16 protein-coding genes are annotated in these 13,239 nt (G+C 53.7%); 13 read left to right on the forward strand and 3 right to left on the reverse strand.

The window, feature by feature from the left end:
- The first annotated feature begins 4 nt into the window (after positions 1 to 4).
- The 6 genes from purE (at position 5) to REIFOR_RS00100 (ending at position 6,231) form a co-directional block, all read left to right on the forward strand.
- On the forward strand, positions 5 to 526 hold the full coding sequence (purE, locus tag REIFOR_RS00075; RefSeq protein WP_264371425.1) for a 5-(carboxyamino)imidazole ribonucleotide mutase: 522 nt from the start codon (positions 5 to 7) through the stop codon (positions 524 to 526).
- Positions 523 to 1,611, forward strand: coding sequence for a 5-(carboxyamino)imidazole ribonucleotide synthase (locus REIFOR_RS00080; RefSeq protein ID WP_100255615.1), 1,089 nt, complete (start codon positions 523 to 525; stop codon positions 1,609 to 1,611). Before purE ends, REIFOR_RS00080 begins: the two co-directional genes overlap by 4 nt.
- A gap of 319 nt (positions 1,612 to 1,930) precedes the next feature.
- A complete protein-coding gene (gene coxB, locus REIFOR_RS00085) occupies positions 1,931 to 3,070 on the forward strand; it encodes a cytochrome c oxidase subunit II (protein WP_100255616.1) in 1,140 nt (379 codons plus the stop codon).
- Between the two features lie 10 nt (positions 3,071 to 3,080).
- Positions 3,081 to 4,667, forward strand: coding sequence for a cytochrome c oxidase subunit I (gene ctaD, locus REIFOR_RS00090; RefSeq protein ID WP_100255617.1), 1,587 nt, complete (start codon positions 3,081 to 3,083; stop codon positions 4,665 to 4,667).
- A gap of 17 nt (positions 4,668 to 4,684) precedes the next feature.
- Complete coding sequence (locus REIFOR_RS00095; RefSeq protein ID WP_100255618.1) at positions 4,685 to 5,245, forward strand: cytochrome c oxidase assembly protein; 561 nt, start codon at positions 4,685 to 4,687, stop codon at positions 5,243 to 5,245.
- A gap of 77 nt (positions 5,246 to 5,322) precedes the next feature.
- Positions 5,323 to 6,231, forward strand: coding sequence for a cytochrome c oxidase subunit 3 (locus REIFOR_RS00100; protein WP_100255619.1), 909 nt, complete (start codon positions 5,323 to 5,325; stop codon positions 6,229 to 6,231).
- Positions 6,232 to 6,276: 45 nt separating this feature from the next.
- On the opposite strand, the gene REIFOR_RS00105 is transcribed toward REIFOR_RS00100, so the two are convergent.
- Positions 6,277 to 6,498 (reverse strand): DUF2909 family protein, encoded by a 222-nt coding sequence (locus tag REIFOR_RS00105; protein ID WP_100255620.1) that lies wholly within the window; start codon positions 6,496 to 6,498, stop codon positions 6,277 to 6,279.
- 82 nt (positions 6,499 to 6,580) lie between these two features.
- Between REIFOR_RS00105 and REIFOR_RS00110 the strand changes: the two genes are divergently transcribed.
- The 7 genes from REIFOR_RS00110 to dtd all read left to right on the forward strand — a co-directional run bounded on the left by REIFOR_RS00110 (position 6,581) and on the right by dtd (position 11,949).
- Positions 6,581 to 7,219 (forward strand): SURF1 family protein, encoded by a 639-nt coding sequence (locus REIFOR_RS00110; RefSeq protein WP_158524242.1) that lies wholly within the window; start codon positions 6,581 to 6,583, stop codon positions 7,217 to 7,219.
- Between the two features lie 12 nt (positions 7,220 to 7,231).
- A complete protein-coding gene (locus tag REIFOR_RS00115; RefSeq protein WP_145980193.1) occupies positions 7,232 to 7,822 on the forward strand; it encodes a hypothetical protein in 591 nt (196 codons plus the stop codon).
- 5 nt (positions 7,823 to 7,827) lie between these two features.
- Positions 7,828 to 8,844: a COX15/CtaA family protein gene (locus REIFOR_RS00120; RefSeq protein WP_100255623.1), complete on the forward strand. Its 1,017-nt coding sequence runs from the start codon at positions 7,828 to 7,830 to the stop codon at positions 8,842 to 8,844.
- Positions 8,837 to 9,760: a heme o synthase gene (gene cyoE / locus REIFOR_RS00125; protein WP_227003721.1), complete on the forward strand. Its 924-nt coding sequence runs from the start codon at positions 8,837 to 8,839 to the stop codon at positions 9,758 to 9,760. Before REIFOR_RS00120 ends, cyoE begins: the two co-directional genes overlap by 8 nt.
- A gap of 6 nt (positions 9,761 to 9,766) precedes the next feature.
- The gene (locus REIFOR_RS00130) at positions 9,767 to 10,426 is read left to right on the forward strand and encodes an SCO family protein (protein WP_100255624.1); all 660 of its coding nucleotides are present in this window, start codon (positions 9,767 to 9,769) and stop codon (positions 10,424 to 10,426) included.
- Between the two features lie 120 nt (positions 10,427 to 10,546).
- Positions 10,547 to 11,515 carry a prolyl aminopeptidase gene (gene pip, locus REIFOR_RS00135; protein WP_100255625.1) on the forward strand — a complete coding sequence of 323 codons (969 nt, stop codon included), beginning with the start codon at positions 10,547 to 10,549 and terminating at the stop codon, positions 11,513 to 11,515.
- Positions 11,512 to 11,949 (forward strand): D-aminoacyl-tRNA deacylase, encoded by a 438-nt coding sequence (gene dtd / locus REIFOR_RS00140; protein WP_100255626.1) that lies wholly within the window; start codon positions 11,512 to 11,514, stop codon positions 11,947 to 11,949. The genes pip and dtd overlap by 4 nt, the downstream gene beginning before the upstream one ends.
- A gap of 1 nt (position 11,950) precedes the next feature.
- Here dtd and REIFOR_RS00145 read toward each other — a convergent pair whose 3' ends face one another.
- Together REIFOR_RS00145 and REIFOR_RS00150 are read right to left on the reverse strand one after the other, a co-directional pair.
- Positions 11,951 to 12,295: a hypothetical protein gene (locus REIFOR_RS00145; protein ID WP_145980194.1), complete on the reverse strand. Its 345-nt coding sequence runs from the start codon at positions 12,293 to 12,295 to the stop codon at positions 11,951 to 11,953.
- Between the two features lie 18 nt (positions 12,296 to 12,313).
- Positions 12,314 to 13,216 carry a DMT family transporter gene (locus REIFOR_RS00150; RefSeq protein WP_100255628.1) on the reverse strand — a complete coding sequence of 301 codons (903 nt, stop codon included), beginning with the start codon at positions 13,214 to 13,216 and terminating at the stop codon, positions 12,314 to 12,316.
- Positions 13,217 to 13,239: the final 23 nt, after the last annotated feature.

Below are 13,239 nucleotides of genomic sequence, written 5' to 3' on the forward strand. Positions count from 1 at the left end.
TGCATTGAGTGCAACTCCCACCGCTACATCAGATCCGGTTCGAGTCGGGGTAATTATGGGCTCCCAGTCTGACTGGGCGACCATGATCCATACGTCAGAAACCCTAACCGAATTAGGCATTGGTCACGAATGCCGAGTGGTCTCGGCTCATCGTACGCCGGACCTGTTATTTGATTACGCCGACAGTGCTGAGCAGCGCGGCTTGGCCGTGATTATTGCCGGTGCCGGCGGCGCAGCCCACCTGCCGGGCATGTGTGCCGCCAAAACCCATCTTCCCGTACTCGGAGTGCCAGTGCAAAGCAGTATGCTGAGCGGTGTCGATTCCTTGCTCAGTATTGTCCAAATGCCCGCCGGAATACCGACTGGTACCTTGGCTATTGGCAAGGCTGGCGCGATCAATGCGGCGTTGTTAGCGGCCAGTATCCTGTCGTTAGCAGATGCCGGGCTGCGGCAACGGCTGAAAACCTTTCGCAGTGAGCAAACTGAGCGCGTCTTGGCGCAACCGATTCCGGGGGTTTTACTGTGAAGCTGGGTATTATTGGCGCCGGTCAATTAGGCCAGATGATGGCCCTTGCGGCCCGCCCGCTCGGCATTGATACGGCCTTTCTCGACCCGTCCGCGCAAGCCTGTGGTGGCCGCGTGGGGGAACTCTATTGTGCCGATTACGCCGATCCGACCGGTTTACAGCAATTGGCTGAGTTTGCCGATGTGATCAGTTTTGAATTTGAAAACGTGCCACCCGCCATTGTCGCAGAGCTCGCTCGCAGCCGACCGGTCTATCCACCGGCTGAGGCATTGGCCACGGCACGCGATAGATGGGCTGAAAAAACCCTGTTCCTGTCCCTAGGCATTGAGACGGCGCCCGTCGCCGAAGTCAATGATCAGGCCTCGCTGGTCGAGGCTGTGCGTCAGATCGGTCTGCCGGCGGTTCTGAAAACCCGCACCCTGGGCTACGACGGTAAAGGCCAAAAGGTGCTGCGCGACGCCCAAGATGCAGCCGATACCTTTGCCGAACTCGGTGGTGTGCCTCTTATTCTGGAAGGTTTTATTGATTTTGAATTCGAACTGTCCTGCATTGGTGTGCGCGATCAGAATGGCGCTTGCGTGTTTTATCCACTGATTCGCAATGAGCATCGCCAGGGTATCTTGCACCGAAGTCAGCCCATGCAGGACCCGCGCCTGCAGGCCTTGGCTGAACAGGCTGTCGAATCGGTGATGAGTGCACTAAACTATGTCGGTACCTTGGCGTTTGAGTTTTTTGTCCACAAGGGTCAGTTGATGGCCAACGAGATAGCGCCCCGAGTGCACAATTCCGGCCATTGGACTATCGAAGGCAGTCGTTGCAGTCAATTCGAAAACCACGTTCGAGCGGTCATGAATCTTCCCTTAGGCAGTACCGAAAGCGTTGGGCCTGTTGCGATGTATAATGTCATTGGCAAGCGCCCCGAGACGCAGGCGCTACTCGCGGTACCTGGATTGCATTGGCATGACTACGGCAAGTCCGAACGGCCCGGTCGGAAGATCGCCCATATCACAGTGACCGCTGCCAATGATGCACAACTGGCCGAGCGCTGTGCATCGGTGGAAGCGCTGCTTATTAACGATCTCTAACCAAATCAAAGGTTATGAGATGGTTTATAGGGTGCAAATGAGCCATTTTGGGGCGTTTTTTTGTCCGACGGTCATTAAGTGCGCTAAAAGTGAAAATAAATACAGTCCATTTTTACAACCTAACTCATTGTTTTAATTGAATAAATTTTAATATATCGCAACAATCTATGAAAGCAGTGTGTTATCAGGCTTGGGCTTTAAAAAAAACACTGTTTATACTGCCCGGGATTTAGTCTTAATAGTTTGCCCAGAGGTGCGCGATATAACGGTCGCGCGCCTTTGAAAGAGCTCCCAATATAAATAAGGTAAGAGGTAAGATATGCCAACTAAGCTGTTTCGTCGCGGCATGTTGCTGTTTGCTACGCTGCTGGCCACTTTGGCCCAAGCGGATCTTAAACTGAACATGACCCGAGGTGTCACCGACATCAGCAATGAAGTCTATGGTCTCCATATGTTGATATTCTGGGTGTGTGTCGTCATCGGCATCATCGTTTTCGGTGTGATGGGCTATTCCATTGTGATGCATCGCAAATCCAGAGGCGCGGTTGCCGACAACTTCCATGAAAGTGTCAAGGTGGAGTTGTTATGGACCATATTGCCGGCCATTGTCGTTATCGCCATCGGTTATCGTGCGTTTTTCACGCTCGAGAAGATGTACGATTTTGACGATTCGGACATGACCGTCGAGATCGTCGGTTATCAGTGGAAATGGCGTTATTCCTATCTTGGCGGTGATGCCGCGGAGCGAGTGACTTACTTCTCTAGCCTGGCCACACCGCGCGACCAGATAAATGGCCTAACCACCAAGGGCGAGAACTACCTGCTCGAGGTTGATGAGCCGTTGGTCTTGCCGATCGGCATGAAAATCCGATTCGTGATTTCGTCGGCCGACGTTATCCACAGCTGGTGGGTGCCGCAATTGGCTGTCAAGAAAGACGCCATACCCGGTATCGTCAATGAATCCTGGACCCATATTAATGAACCCGGCACCTACCGCGGCCAGTGTACTGAGCTCTGCGGTAAGGACCATGGCTTTATGCCCATCGTCGTCGAAGCGCTGCCGCAGGCTGAATTCGACACCTGGTTAGCCGCCAAGAAGGTTGAGACGCGCAAGTTGGCCGAGCTCACCCAGAAAGATTGGACCTATGATGAGTTGATGGAGCTGGGTGAAAGCGCCTATGTGAAAAACTGTGCCGCCTGCCACCAGGTTGATGGTAGCGGTATAGCCGGTGTGTTCCCAGCATTGAAAAACAGCGTCATCGCGCTTGGCCCAGTTGAAGACCATATCGATATAGTGGTTAACGGTTCGCGCAACAACGCGGCCATGGCGGCCTACGGCGCGCAATTAAGTGAGGTGGATATGGCTGCCATCATTACCTACGAGCGTAATGCCTGGGGCAATGACACGGGTGACGTTGTGACCCCTGTTGATATTCTCAATTATAATGCTGGCCAATAGGAGGTCTGTTATGACGACTACAACTGATCACCACGATCACGACCATGAGCATCATGGTCCGGCCAAGGGCTTGACCCGTTGGATCTATACTACGAACCATAAAGATATCGGTACGCTCTACCTGTGGTTCAGCTTCGCGATGTTCTTCCTTGGCGGACTCTTCGCCATGGTGATCCGTGCCGAATTGTTTCAGCCCGGTTTGCAGCTTATTCAGCCGGAATTTTTCAATCAGATGACCACCATGCACGGTTTAATCATGGTGTTCGGTGCGGTGATGCCGGCCTTTGTCGGCCTGGCAAACTGGATGATTCCGATGATGATCGGTGCGCCGGACATGGCCCTGCCGCGCATGAACAATCTGAGTTTCTGGATTTTGCCCTTTGCCTTCGCAATGCTTACCAGCACTCTGTTTATGACCGGTGGTGCACCTAACTTCGGCTGGACATTCTACGCGCCGCTGTCAACGACCTACGCACCGCCGAGTGTGACCTACTTCATTTTTGCCATTCACTTGATGGGTGCCAGTTCTATCATGGGTGCGATCAATGTGATCGCAACCATCCTGAACATGCGCGCACCGGGCATGACCTGGATGAAGTTGCCACTCTTTGTCTGGACCTGGTTGATTACCGCCTTCTTGCTGATTGCGGTTATGCCGGTGTTAGCTGGCGTCGTGACCATGATGTTGATGGATATTCACTTTGGCACGTCGTTCTTTAACGCCGCGGGCGGCGGTTCTCCGGTATTGTTCCAGCATCTGTTCTGGTTCTTCGGTCACCCCGAAGTGTACATCATGATTCTGCCGGCCTTTGGTATCGTGTCCGCTATTATCCCAACCTTTGCGCGTAAGAAGCTGTTTGGTTACAGCTCCATGGTTTATGCCACCTCGTCGATCGCTTTGTTGAGCTTCATCGTCTGGGCGCACCATATGTTCACCGTCGGCATTCCCTTTGCCGGTGAGTTGTTCTTTATGGCCGCTACCATGCTGATTGCCGTGCCGACTGGCGTGAAGGTGTTTAACTGGGTCACGACCATGTTCCGCGGCTCACTAACCTTCGAAACACCGATGCTGTTCTCCATAGCCTTCGTGGTGTTGTTCTCCATTGGTGGTTTTTCCGGTTTAATGCTCGCGGTTGCACCGGCTGATTTCCAATATCACGATACTTACTTCGTGGTGGCACACTTTCACTACGTCCTAGTGCCCGGCGCTATCTTTTCCATTATGGCGTCTGTTTACTACTGGCTGCCTAAGTGGAGCGGTCGGATGTATAACGAGACCTTAGGTAAGACTCATTTCTGGCTCAGTTTTGTCGGCGTTAACGTGACCTTCTTTCCGCAGCACTTTGTCGGTCTCGCGGGTATGCCTCGTCGAATCCCGGACTACTCGGCCCAGTTTGCCGACATCAATATGATTTCCAGCATGGGCGCGTTTCTATTTGGTGCCAGTCAGCTGTTGTTCTTGTTTGTCGTCATTCATACCATTGTAGCGGGCAAGAAAGCGCCAGCGAAACCGTGGGAAGGTGCCGAAGGTCTGGAATGGGAAGTCGCGTCACCAGCGCCCTACCATACGTTCACAACACCACCGAAAATTGATTAATAGCAAAGGGCCTAGACATGACTGAGCAGCAACAACCGCCACGTAGCCATATCAAGGTCGTAATGGTGTCTATTGGCACGGTGATCGGTATGTTGCTGTTTGTCTATTACGGCTTACGCCCGCTGTATTTCTTAATTTGTGAATGGACCGGCATTACCGGCAGCAGTTTTGACCAAGCCGAAGCGCAACCCTTTGTCGTGCAGGAAGATCGGCCGATAAAGGTGCAGTTTTTGGCCCTAAACAATGCCGCCATGTCGTGGCAGTTTCACGCCGTGGACAGCGAAGTAATCGCTTATCCGGGTGAGGTCGTTCAGGTCAGCTACTATGCCCGCAACGCCAGTCAACGTGACATGGTTGGGCAAGCGGTACCGAGCCTGTCGCCCTTTGAAGCGACCGGTTATTTTAGCAAGACCGAGTGCTTCTGTTTCAACCAACAGCCGTTGGCAGCCGGTGAAGACGCCGAACTGGGCTTGGTGTTTCAGATTGATCCTGACCTACCCGATTGGGTGAAAACGATCAGTCTCACCTACACCCTGTTCGACGTCACCGGGGAGATGGAAGTCTCGTTACTAGACTAGTTAAGACTTTGAAGAGGCTGCCGGGCATCGTTTGCCAGGGCAGCGATTGACTACAACACTAAATACTGGAGACTGATATGTCTGCATCGAGCGACAACCATGCTCAAGAACACGAAAGCTATTACGTCCCGGCCGAGAGTCGCATTCCGATCTTAATGGCCTTATCAATGTTTTTGACCGTTTTTGGCGGCGGAACGCTGATTAACGCCGCGAGTCAGAAAGTCGATTCCAACGGTGAATGGATTATGTTTGCCGGTTTCTTAGGCTTGGCATTAGTGTTGTACACCTGGTTTTCCACGGTGATCCGTGAGAATCAAGCCGGCTTGAACGGTCACCAGCTGAAGAAGTCCTACGTCTGGGGCATGGGTTGGTTTATCTTTTCCGAGGTGATGTTTTTCCTAGCCTTCTTTGGTGGATTGTTTTACATCCGTCATTGGGTCGGTCCATGGCTCGGCGGCGAAGGCGATAAGGGTGTTACCAACTACCTCTATGAAGGCTTTAGCTACAGCTGGCCGATGCTGAGCAACCCGGATAATGTCCAGTTCCCAGGTGCTGAAGCCGTTATTGACCCATGGCATCTGCCATTGCTCAATACGGTTCTGTTGATCACGTCCAGCGTAACCCTAAGCTTTGCGCATCATGCCTTGCGTAAGCAGCAGCGTCGACCGTTGAATATTTGGTTGGGCCTGACGGTTTTGTTAGGGGTCGTGTTCCTTTATTTCCAAGTTACCGAGTATGCCGAAGCCTATAACGAACTGGGCCTGACATTGAAGAGCGGTATCTATGGATCGACCTTCTTTATGCTGACCGGCTTTCACGGCGCCCACGTCACCATCGGCACCTTTATGTTGATGGTTCAGTTGGGACGTTCATTGAAGGGCCACTTTACCCCGGAAGATCATTTCGGCTTTGAAGCCTCTGCCTGGTATTGGCACTTTGTCGATGTCGTTTGGGTCTGCCTGTTCATCTTCGTGTATATTGTTTAACGCCCTATGATCCGTCGTGTTGGGGTGCAATCCATTGGATTGCCCCTAATATTGACCGCTCCATGGTGCACCGAAAGACAATTCACCGGTAACAAATCCAATCAGTATCACCAGTAGCATTGCTACTGCGATGCTTATTCGTAGGATCAGCCAATTAAAGGTGTTGGGTCGATCGGCATGACCTGCGTTGTTAAACAGCGATCCCAGGGCGCCGGATAAGGACACCAACATTGCAATCACTAATATAACTAGTATGACTTTAAACATGGACGCTCCTAAACATTCGAATCAGCCGGGAAGGTTTCAACCTGGCCTGTGGTTATGGGTTTTTACAGCTTGTCTATTACCCTTGTTTATTGTTCTGGGCGGTTGGCAGCTTACCAGAGCCGCTGATAAAGCGCAGCTGCTCGACCTGGGCGAAGCTGAAGTGCTGATCTTTGATCAAATCGATTGGCAGGCCATCCCGTTGTATCGAGATGTCTTGGTTACCGGCCAGTTCAGTCAACCGATGGTATTTTTGCTCGATAATCAGACCCTAGCAGGTCAGTTTGGTTATGAAATTTGGTCCGTTGTGAACACATCAGCGGGTCATCTAGCGGTGTCCTTGGGTTGGTTGGCCGGCGACTATGATCGAAGCCAATTACCTTTGATAAAGCTGCCAGTAGGTCTGAGTGCGGGTCGCGTGACTCTGCGCCCAGCACCGAAGAATGCCCTGTTCGATGTCGATAGTAATCTGGCTCAGCCTGGCGCGACCGATCGCTGGGTGGTGCAGGGTCTAACAACAGACTGGTTAGAGGCGCACCTTGGCGTCCCTGTGATAGGATTTGGGCAATTGATTGACAGCGCAGAGCAGGGCCTCGGGCCGAATATCTGGCAGCCATCGGTGATGACGCGGGCGAAACATTTAGCCTACGCCATCCAATGGTTTAGTATGGCCGTAGTATTGTTGTGCATGTTTCTATATGCCGGCTTTAAAAAAAATAATTGAGGGGTATATATTGTGAGTGAAGTATCGTCGTCAGGGGACGTGGAGGCTGTGCGTTATAGCCGGACCCAATTGCTGATTATTTTAATAACCCCCTTACTGGTCCTGGTGGCATCCACAGCGCTCTATTTCAGTGGCCTAATGTTACCGGATGAGACCTCGAATAAGGGCATATTGTTGACGCCGGTCCTATCGGTTACCGACCTGGGTTATCCAGAAGTCGTGATCGGTACCGAGCGGCATTGGACCCTGATTCAGCTCTCCCCTACCTGTGCGGACAGTTGTAGCGAACGCCTGTATGAGCAACGTCAGATGCACATCGCCTTAGGCAAGCTGGAGTCGCGTATAGAACGGGTGCTGTTGACCCAGACGCCACTGGCACAAGACGAAGTCGTCCAGTACCCGCGCCTGCAGGTCCGAACGCTGGCCACCGATGACCTATCGGCAGAGTTGCTCAGTCGTATTCCGGCCGCAGACTTAGCCGACGATATCGTCTTCGTCGCTGACCCCTTTGGCAATATTATGCTGTATTTCACCAATGCCCATGATTACCGTGCCCAAATAAGTGATCTCAAGAAACTCCTTAAATTATCGACCATCGGATAGAGCGAATGCGTAAGAGTCTAAGAAAACCAAGCTTCGGCTTGGCACTGGCTGCCACCTTGATGGCAATTTGTGTTGTGGTGCTGGGTTCCTTTACTCGGCTGTCGCATGCTGGTCTAGGTTGTCCCGATTGGCCCACCTGTTACGGTCATATCTGGGCGCCGCAGACGGCAATCGACATTGCCATTGCCAACGAAACCTACCCGGAAATACCGGTTAACTTAGCCAAGACGTGGCCCGAAATGGTGCACCGTTACCTAGCAACCGGCCTCGGATTGTTTATTGTGGCCTTGGTTATTATGGCCATACGGCATCGGCGCGAGCACAATCAACCACTTAAACTGCCGCTGCTGTTGCTCTGCCTAGTGTTACTGCAAGGTGCTTTCGGGGCTTGGACGGTGACGCTGAAGTTATGGCCCCAGGTAGTTACGGCCCATTTACTCGGGGGCTTTACCACCCTAACCCTGCTCGCTATCCTCACCTTGCGACTGAGCGGCAACCGGTTCAGTGCCTTTGCGCAGATTAAACAATTCCACAAGCCGCGCCAATTGGCCGCCTGGACACTGGCTGTGGTACTGATGCAGATCTTCCTGGGCGGTTGGACGTCGGCCAACTATGCCGCGCTGGCCTGCACCGACTTCCCCAAATGCCAGACCCAATGGTGGCCTGAGGCAGATTTTGAGACAGGTTTTGATTTTGCGCATCCGATAGGGCCGAATTATGAGGGTGGCAAGTTGGCGGTACCGGCGCGCACAGCTATTCACCTGAGTCACCGGATCGGCGCAATCGTTGCCTCTGTATTCGTCCTAGGGCTAGCCTGGGCGCTGATCGGGGTGCGTCAACGTGGTTGGGCCGCTCTACTGGTCGGGCTGTTGGCGGTGCAGGTTGCGTTGGGCATTAGCAACGTGGTGTTCAGCCTGCCCTTATCGGTGGCGGTGTTGCACAACTTGGGCGGCGCCCTGTTATTGGTGACCGTTGCCCTGATCAATGTTTTGTTAAATCGTAAGGATCCAATCTATGTCTGAGTCAACCTTGGCGGGGTCGATGATGACGACTAAAGCCTTCATCGCCGATCTGTATGAAATGACCAAACCCAAGGTGGTCTTTTTAATGCTGATCACCGCCTGGGTTGGTATGGCCCTAGCGCCTCTTGGTGCCGTGCCTTGGGTGGCGGTGATCATGGGCACGCTGGGTATCGCATTTCTTGCCGGTGCCGGTGCCGCAGTGAACCATATCCTCGATGAGCAAATCGACCAACGCATGGCCCGAACGCAGAAGCGGCCCATCGCCACGGGTCGGATTTCCCCGCGAACTGGTTTTAGCTTTGCGATCGTCCTGACCGTCTTAGGTATGGCCATTCTATTCGCCTATACCAATGCCCTGACCGCCTGGCTCACGCTCGCATCGATGGTTGGCTATGCCCTGATCTATACCGGTTATCTAAAGCGGGCAACCCCACAAAATATCGTTATCGGTGGGTTGGCCGGCGCTATGCCGCCCCTGCTCGGTTGGACTGCGGTGACCGGCGAAGTCGCTGGCCTACCACTACTGTTAGTGCTGATTATCTTTGTCTGGACGCCTCCGCACTTCTGGGCGCTGGCGATCCATCGCAGGGATGACTATGCCAAGGCCAACGTGCCAATGATGCCGGTTACGCATGGCATCGCTTATACCCGTATTCAGATCTGGCTGTATAGCTGGTTGCTGTTAGCGGTGTCTTTTTTGCCTGTCGCCTTGGGTGCCAGCGGTGGTATCTATGCGGTTGTAGCATTGGGCTTGGGTGTGCGGTTTTTGCAATGGAGCTACCGTCTGCTGTATGACAAGCAGATCGATGCCGCTTGGAGCACCTTTAAGTTTTCGATCAGCTACCTGCTCTATCTGTTTCTAGCTCTGCTGGTCGACCGGTTTGCCTGGTCGCCGATCATCTCTTGGTATGGGTAAGCTCATATGAATAGTACGAACAAGACTAATCGATCCATTGCCTGGACCGTCGGTCTATCTCTGGTCGTGATCGCGCTAATGGTGTTAGCCATTGTGGTGAAAACGCTCGGCGATCGGCCGACACTGAAACAACAGCTTGAACTGGTCAATGGTGTGCACTTTGACACCCCAAGGCTGGTACCCGAGGTTGAGCTGACCCGCCATGACGGCGACCCCTTTACCACCGCGCAGTGGCAAGGTAAGTGGGATCTGATCACCTTTGGCTACAGCTATTGTCCGGATATCTGCCCGACCAATATGGCCGATATGAACGTCGCCCTGCAGCAATTAACGGCATTGGGGTTGGCCGATCGGGTCCGTTTCTGGTTGGTTACGGTCGACCCAGAGCGTGATTCAGTCGCGCAACTGTCACTTTATGTGCCCTATTACAACCCGGAATTTGTCGGCCTGACTGGAGCGGATGATCAGCTCGCGACCTTGGCGAACCAGCTCGGTGCCGTTTACTTTCGGGAGGGCAGCGGTGAAGAAGACTATACCGTAGCGCACAGCGATAATTATGCGATTGTGGACCCAGACGGAAACCTAACAACCCTGCTGCGACCGCCTCATAAGCCCAGCCATATCACCGATGCGTTGGCCTTACTGATGAACAGCTCAGGCCGCTAAGGCGGTCTGAGCACTGTTCAGGGCCCACGCACGGGCCTGTGCGAAGTCAGTGCTCCACTTTAGTTTTTGCGTCACCCTAACCACTGTGCCAATATGAGGGGAGTTGATGGAGAAACCGAAATGAAAACGCTGTTTCCAGACATTCGACCCTATCGAACCGAGATGTTGCCGGTCAGCCATGGCCATCAGCTATATCTAGAATGTTCCGGCTCGCCCGAGGGCATACCGGTATTGGTACTGCACGGCGGTCCCGGTGTGGGCTGCTCCGACAAGATGCGCTGCTTCTTCGACCCCGAACGCTATCACATCATTATCTTTGACCAACGCGGCGCAGGCCGTTCGACACCCTATGCCGACACCGAGCACAACAGTAGCGCGCTAATATTGGCCGATATAGAGCAGATTCGGGCGCACCTTGGGATCAGTCGTTGGGTCTTATTCGGTGGCAGTTTCGGTGCGACCCTGGCCCTACTTTATGCTCAGCAGTGTCCCGAGCAGGTGCGCGGTATGATTTTGCGCGGGGTGTTCTTGGGCCGCGCAGAGGATTTGGATTGGCTTTATCGGGCCGGCGCCAGTCGGTTCTTTCCGGAGGCGTGGCAACGCTTTATCGCACCGGTTGGTAAGCGTATCGGGCCCGATCTGATCGAAGACTATTATCACTTATTACGCGGTGAGAACGAGCTGGCGGTGGTGTCGGCGGCCAAGGAATGGTCGCGCTGGGAATCAGTCAATGCCTCGTTTCGCCCGAGCGTCAGTGCCGAGACCTATTATATGGCCACCCATACGGCGATCGCGATGGCCCGGATCTCGACCCATTTCTTTCGCCAACAATGCTTTTTGCGGCCTAATCAGATCATAGCGGCAGCCAGCCAACTCGCTGGTATCCCGGGTTTTATCGTACATGGTCGTTACGATATGATTTGCCCACCGGAGCAAGCCTGGGCGCTGGCCCAGCATTGGCCCGATGGGGAGTTGAATCTGGTGCGTGAAGGTGGCCACTCGGCTTTCGATGTCGGCTTAACAGACGCCCTGATCGGTGCCACCCAAAAACTCGCTCTGCGTCTGGGTTCACCGGAGAGTGAAGCGTGAAGGCCCTTATTCAGCGGGTTCGTCATGCCCGGGTTGAGGTTGCGCAGCGCTGCATCGCGCAGATCTCTGAGGGTATGCTGGTTTTGGTGGGAATCGATGCCCATGACACCGAACAGAGCGTCGACCGTCTCAGCGATCGCCTCCTCCACTACCGACTCTTCGCCGATGCCCAAGGCCGAATGAATCTCGATATTGGCCAATCCGGGGGCAGCATCTTAGTGGTGTCCCAATTTACCCTGTCTGCGGATACGGGTAAGGGCCTTAGGCCCGGCTTTTCCAATGCGGCTGCGCCAGAAGAAGCCGAACGTTTGTTTAATCGGGTAGTAGAACGCATTCAACGGAAACACCCGGCAACGACCTGCGGGCAATTCGGTGCCGACATGCAGGTAAGCTTACAAAATGACGGTCCGGTGACCTTTATGTTAGAGAATTAGGTCAATTAAAAATAACAAATAAAAGCAACTTAACCACCAGCACTAATAGTAAGGATGCCACCAGCAGCCAGGCCCAAAAAATCAACGTATGCCACAGTCCAACAAACCAGCCAACCAGGCCCGCAGGCTTGGGCCGGTGATCCTGTATCTGTTTGAGCAGAGCATAGGTCGCCCAAAAGCCGGCGCTTAAGCTGATGCAGAGCAGCCACCATTGCGCATCTAACTGCGGATTAACGAGTGGTAGTAGGATCGAACCCGCAAACAATCCGGTGCCGATGTAACCAAAGGGCGCATGCCACTTGGCCAATGGTGTGAGGGCACTAAAGAGTCGTTGTTTGATCTGCACGGGTGCCTCCATAGCGCATTAGGCTGCGATAAATATCATTGCCGTACCCAAAAAGACCACTATCGCCGAAACAAAGGCTGCCGCCGAAGGTCTACGCCGAGTGGTGAGCCATAGTGCTGGCAGGACCATCACCGGTGTTGTCGCCGACAGGATGGCGACTGTTCCCAAGGGGGCAAGCTTCACCGCATAGAGCAGTAGGCTCATGCCGACTGCCATGCCGAGTAGGCCACTGAGAATCGTTTGCCCGACCATTGTTGAGCTCAATACTCGGTAAGGCAGAACCGTACCCGACATACCCCGGACCAACAAACTGAGGAGTAAAAACACCACCGCAACGGCCACACGAATTAGGGTAGCAAAGACTGGATCCTGACCGGCGCGCAAGGTATCAAATACAATAAGGGTACCCAAGGACTGACATAGGGCAGCGCCAAGCCCGGCCATCAGGCCCAGACCGACATGGCCCATCGACTGCTCCCACTGATGGCCGCCGGTCTTGGTGCGCGAGGCAATCGCGAAAAACACCCCGACCGTTGTCGCGCCCACACCGAGTAGATTGAGCCAATAGTAAGACTCGCCTAATAGCCACAAGCCGAGAGCGAAACTGATCGGTGCATTGCATGCGAATAACAGGCCGGCCAGGCGTGGGCCAAGAATTCGCATGGAGACAAACAACAGGGTATCGCCCAAAAATATGCCAATAAAGCCTGACGCCATTAGGGTCCAGAGCACGTCTGGCTCGGGCCAATGCCAGCGCTGACTGAGCAGCAGCCAGAGACTAAGCAGCAGCGCCACCGAGGTCATGCGCAGAGCGTTAAAGGGAATGGCCCCCAGAGTGCGCACAGGCGAGATGGCCAGCAAACTGCTAAGCGCCCAGCACAGGGCTGCAGCAAGCGCTGAGATATAACCAATAATTACCACGCTGTCACCTGAATGAAATAGTA

The sequence above is a fragment of the Reinekea forsetii genome, assembly GCF_002795845.1.
GTDB classification, from domain to species: Bacteria; Pseudomonadota; Gammaproteobacteria; order Pseudomonadales; family Natronospirillaceae; genus Reinekea; species Reinekea forsetii.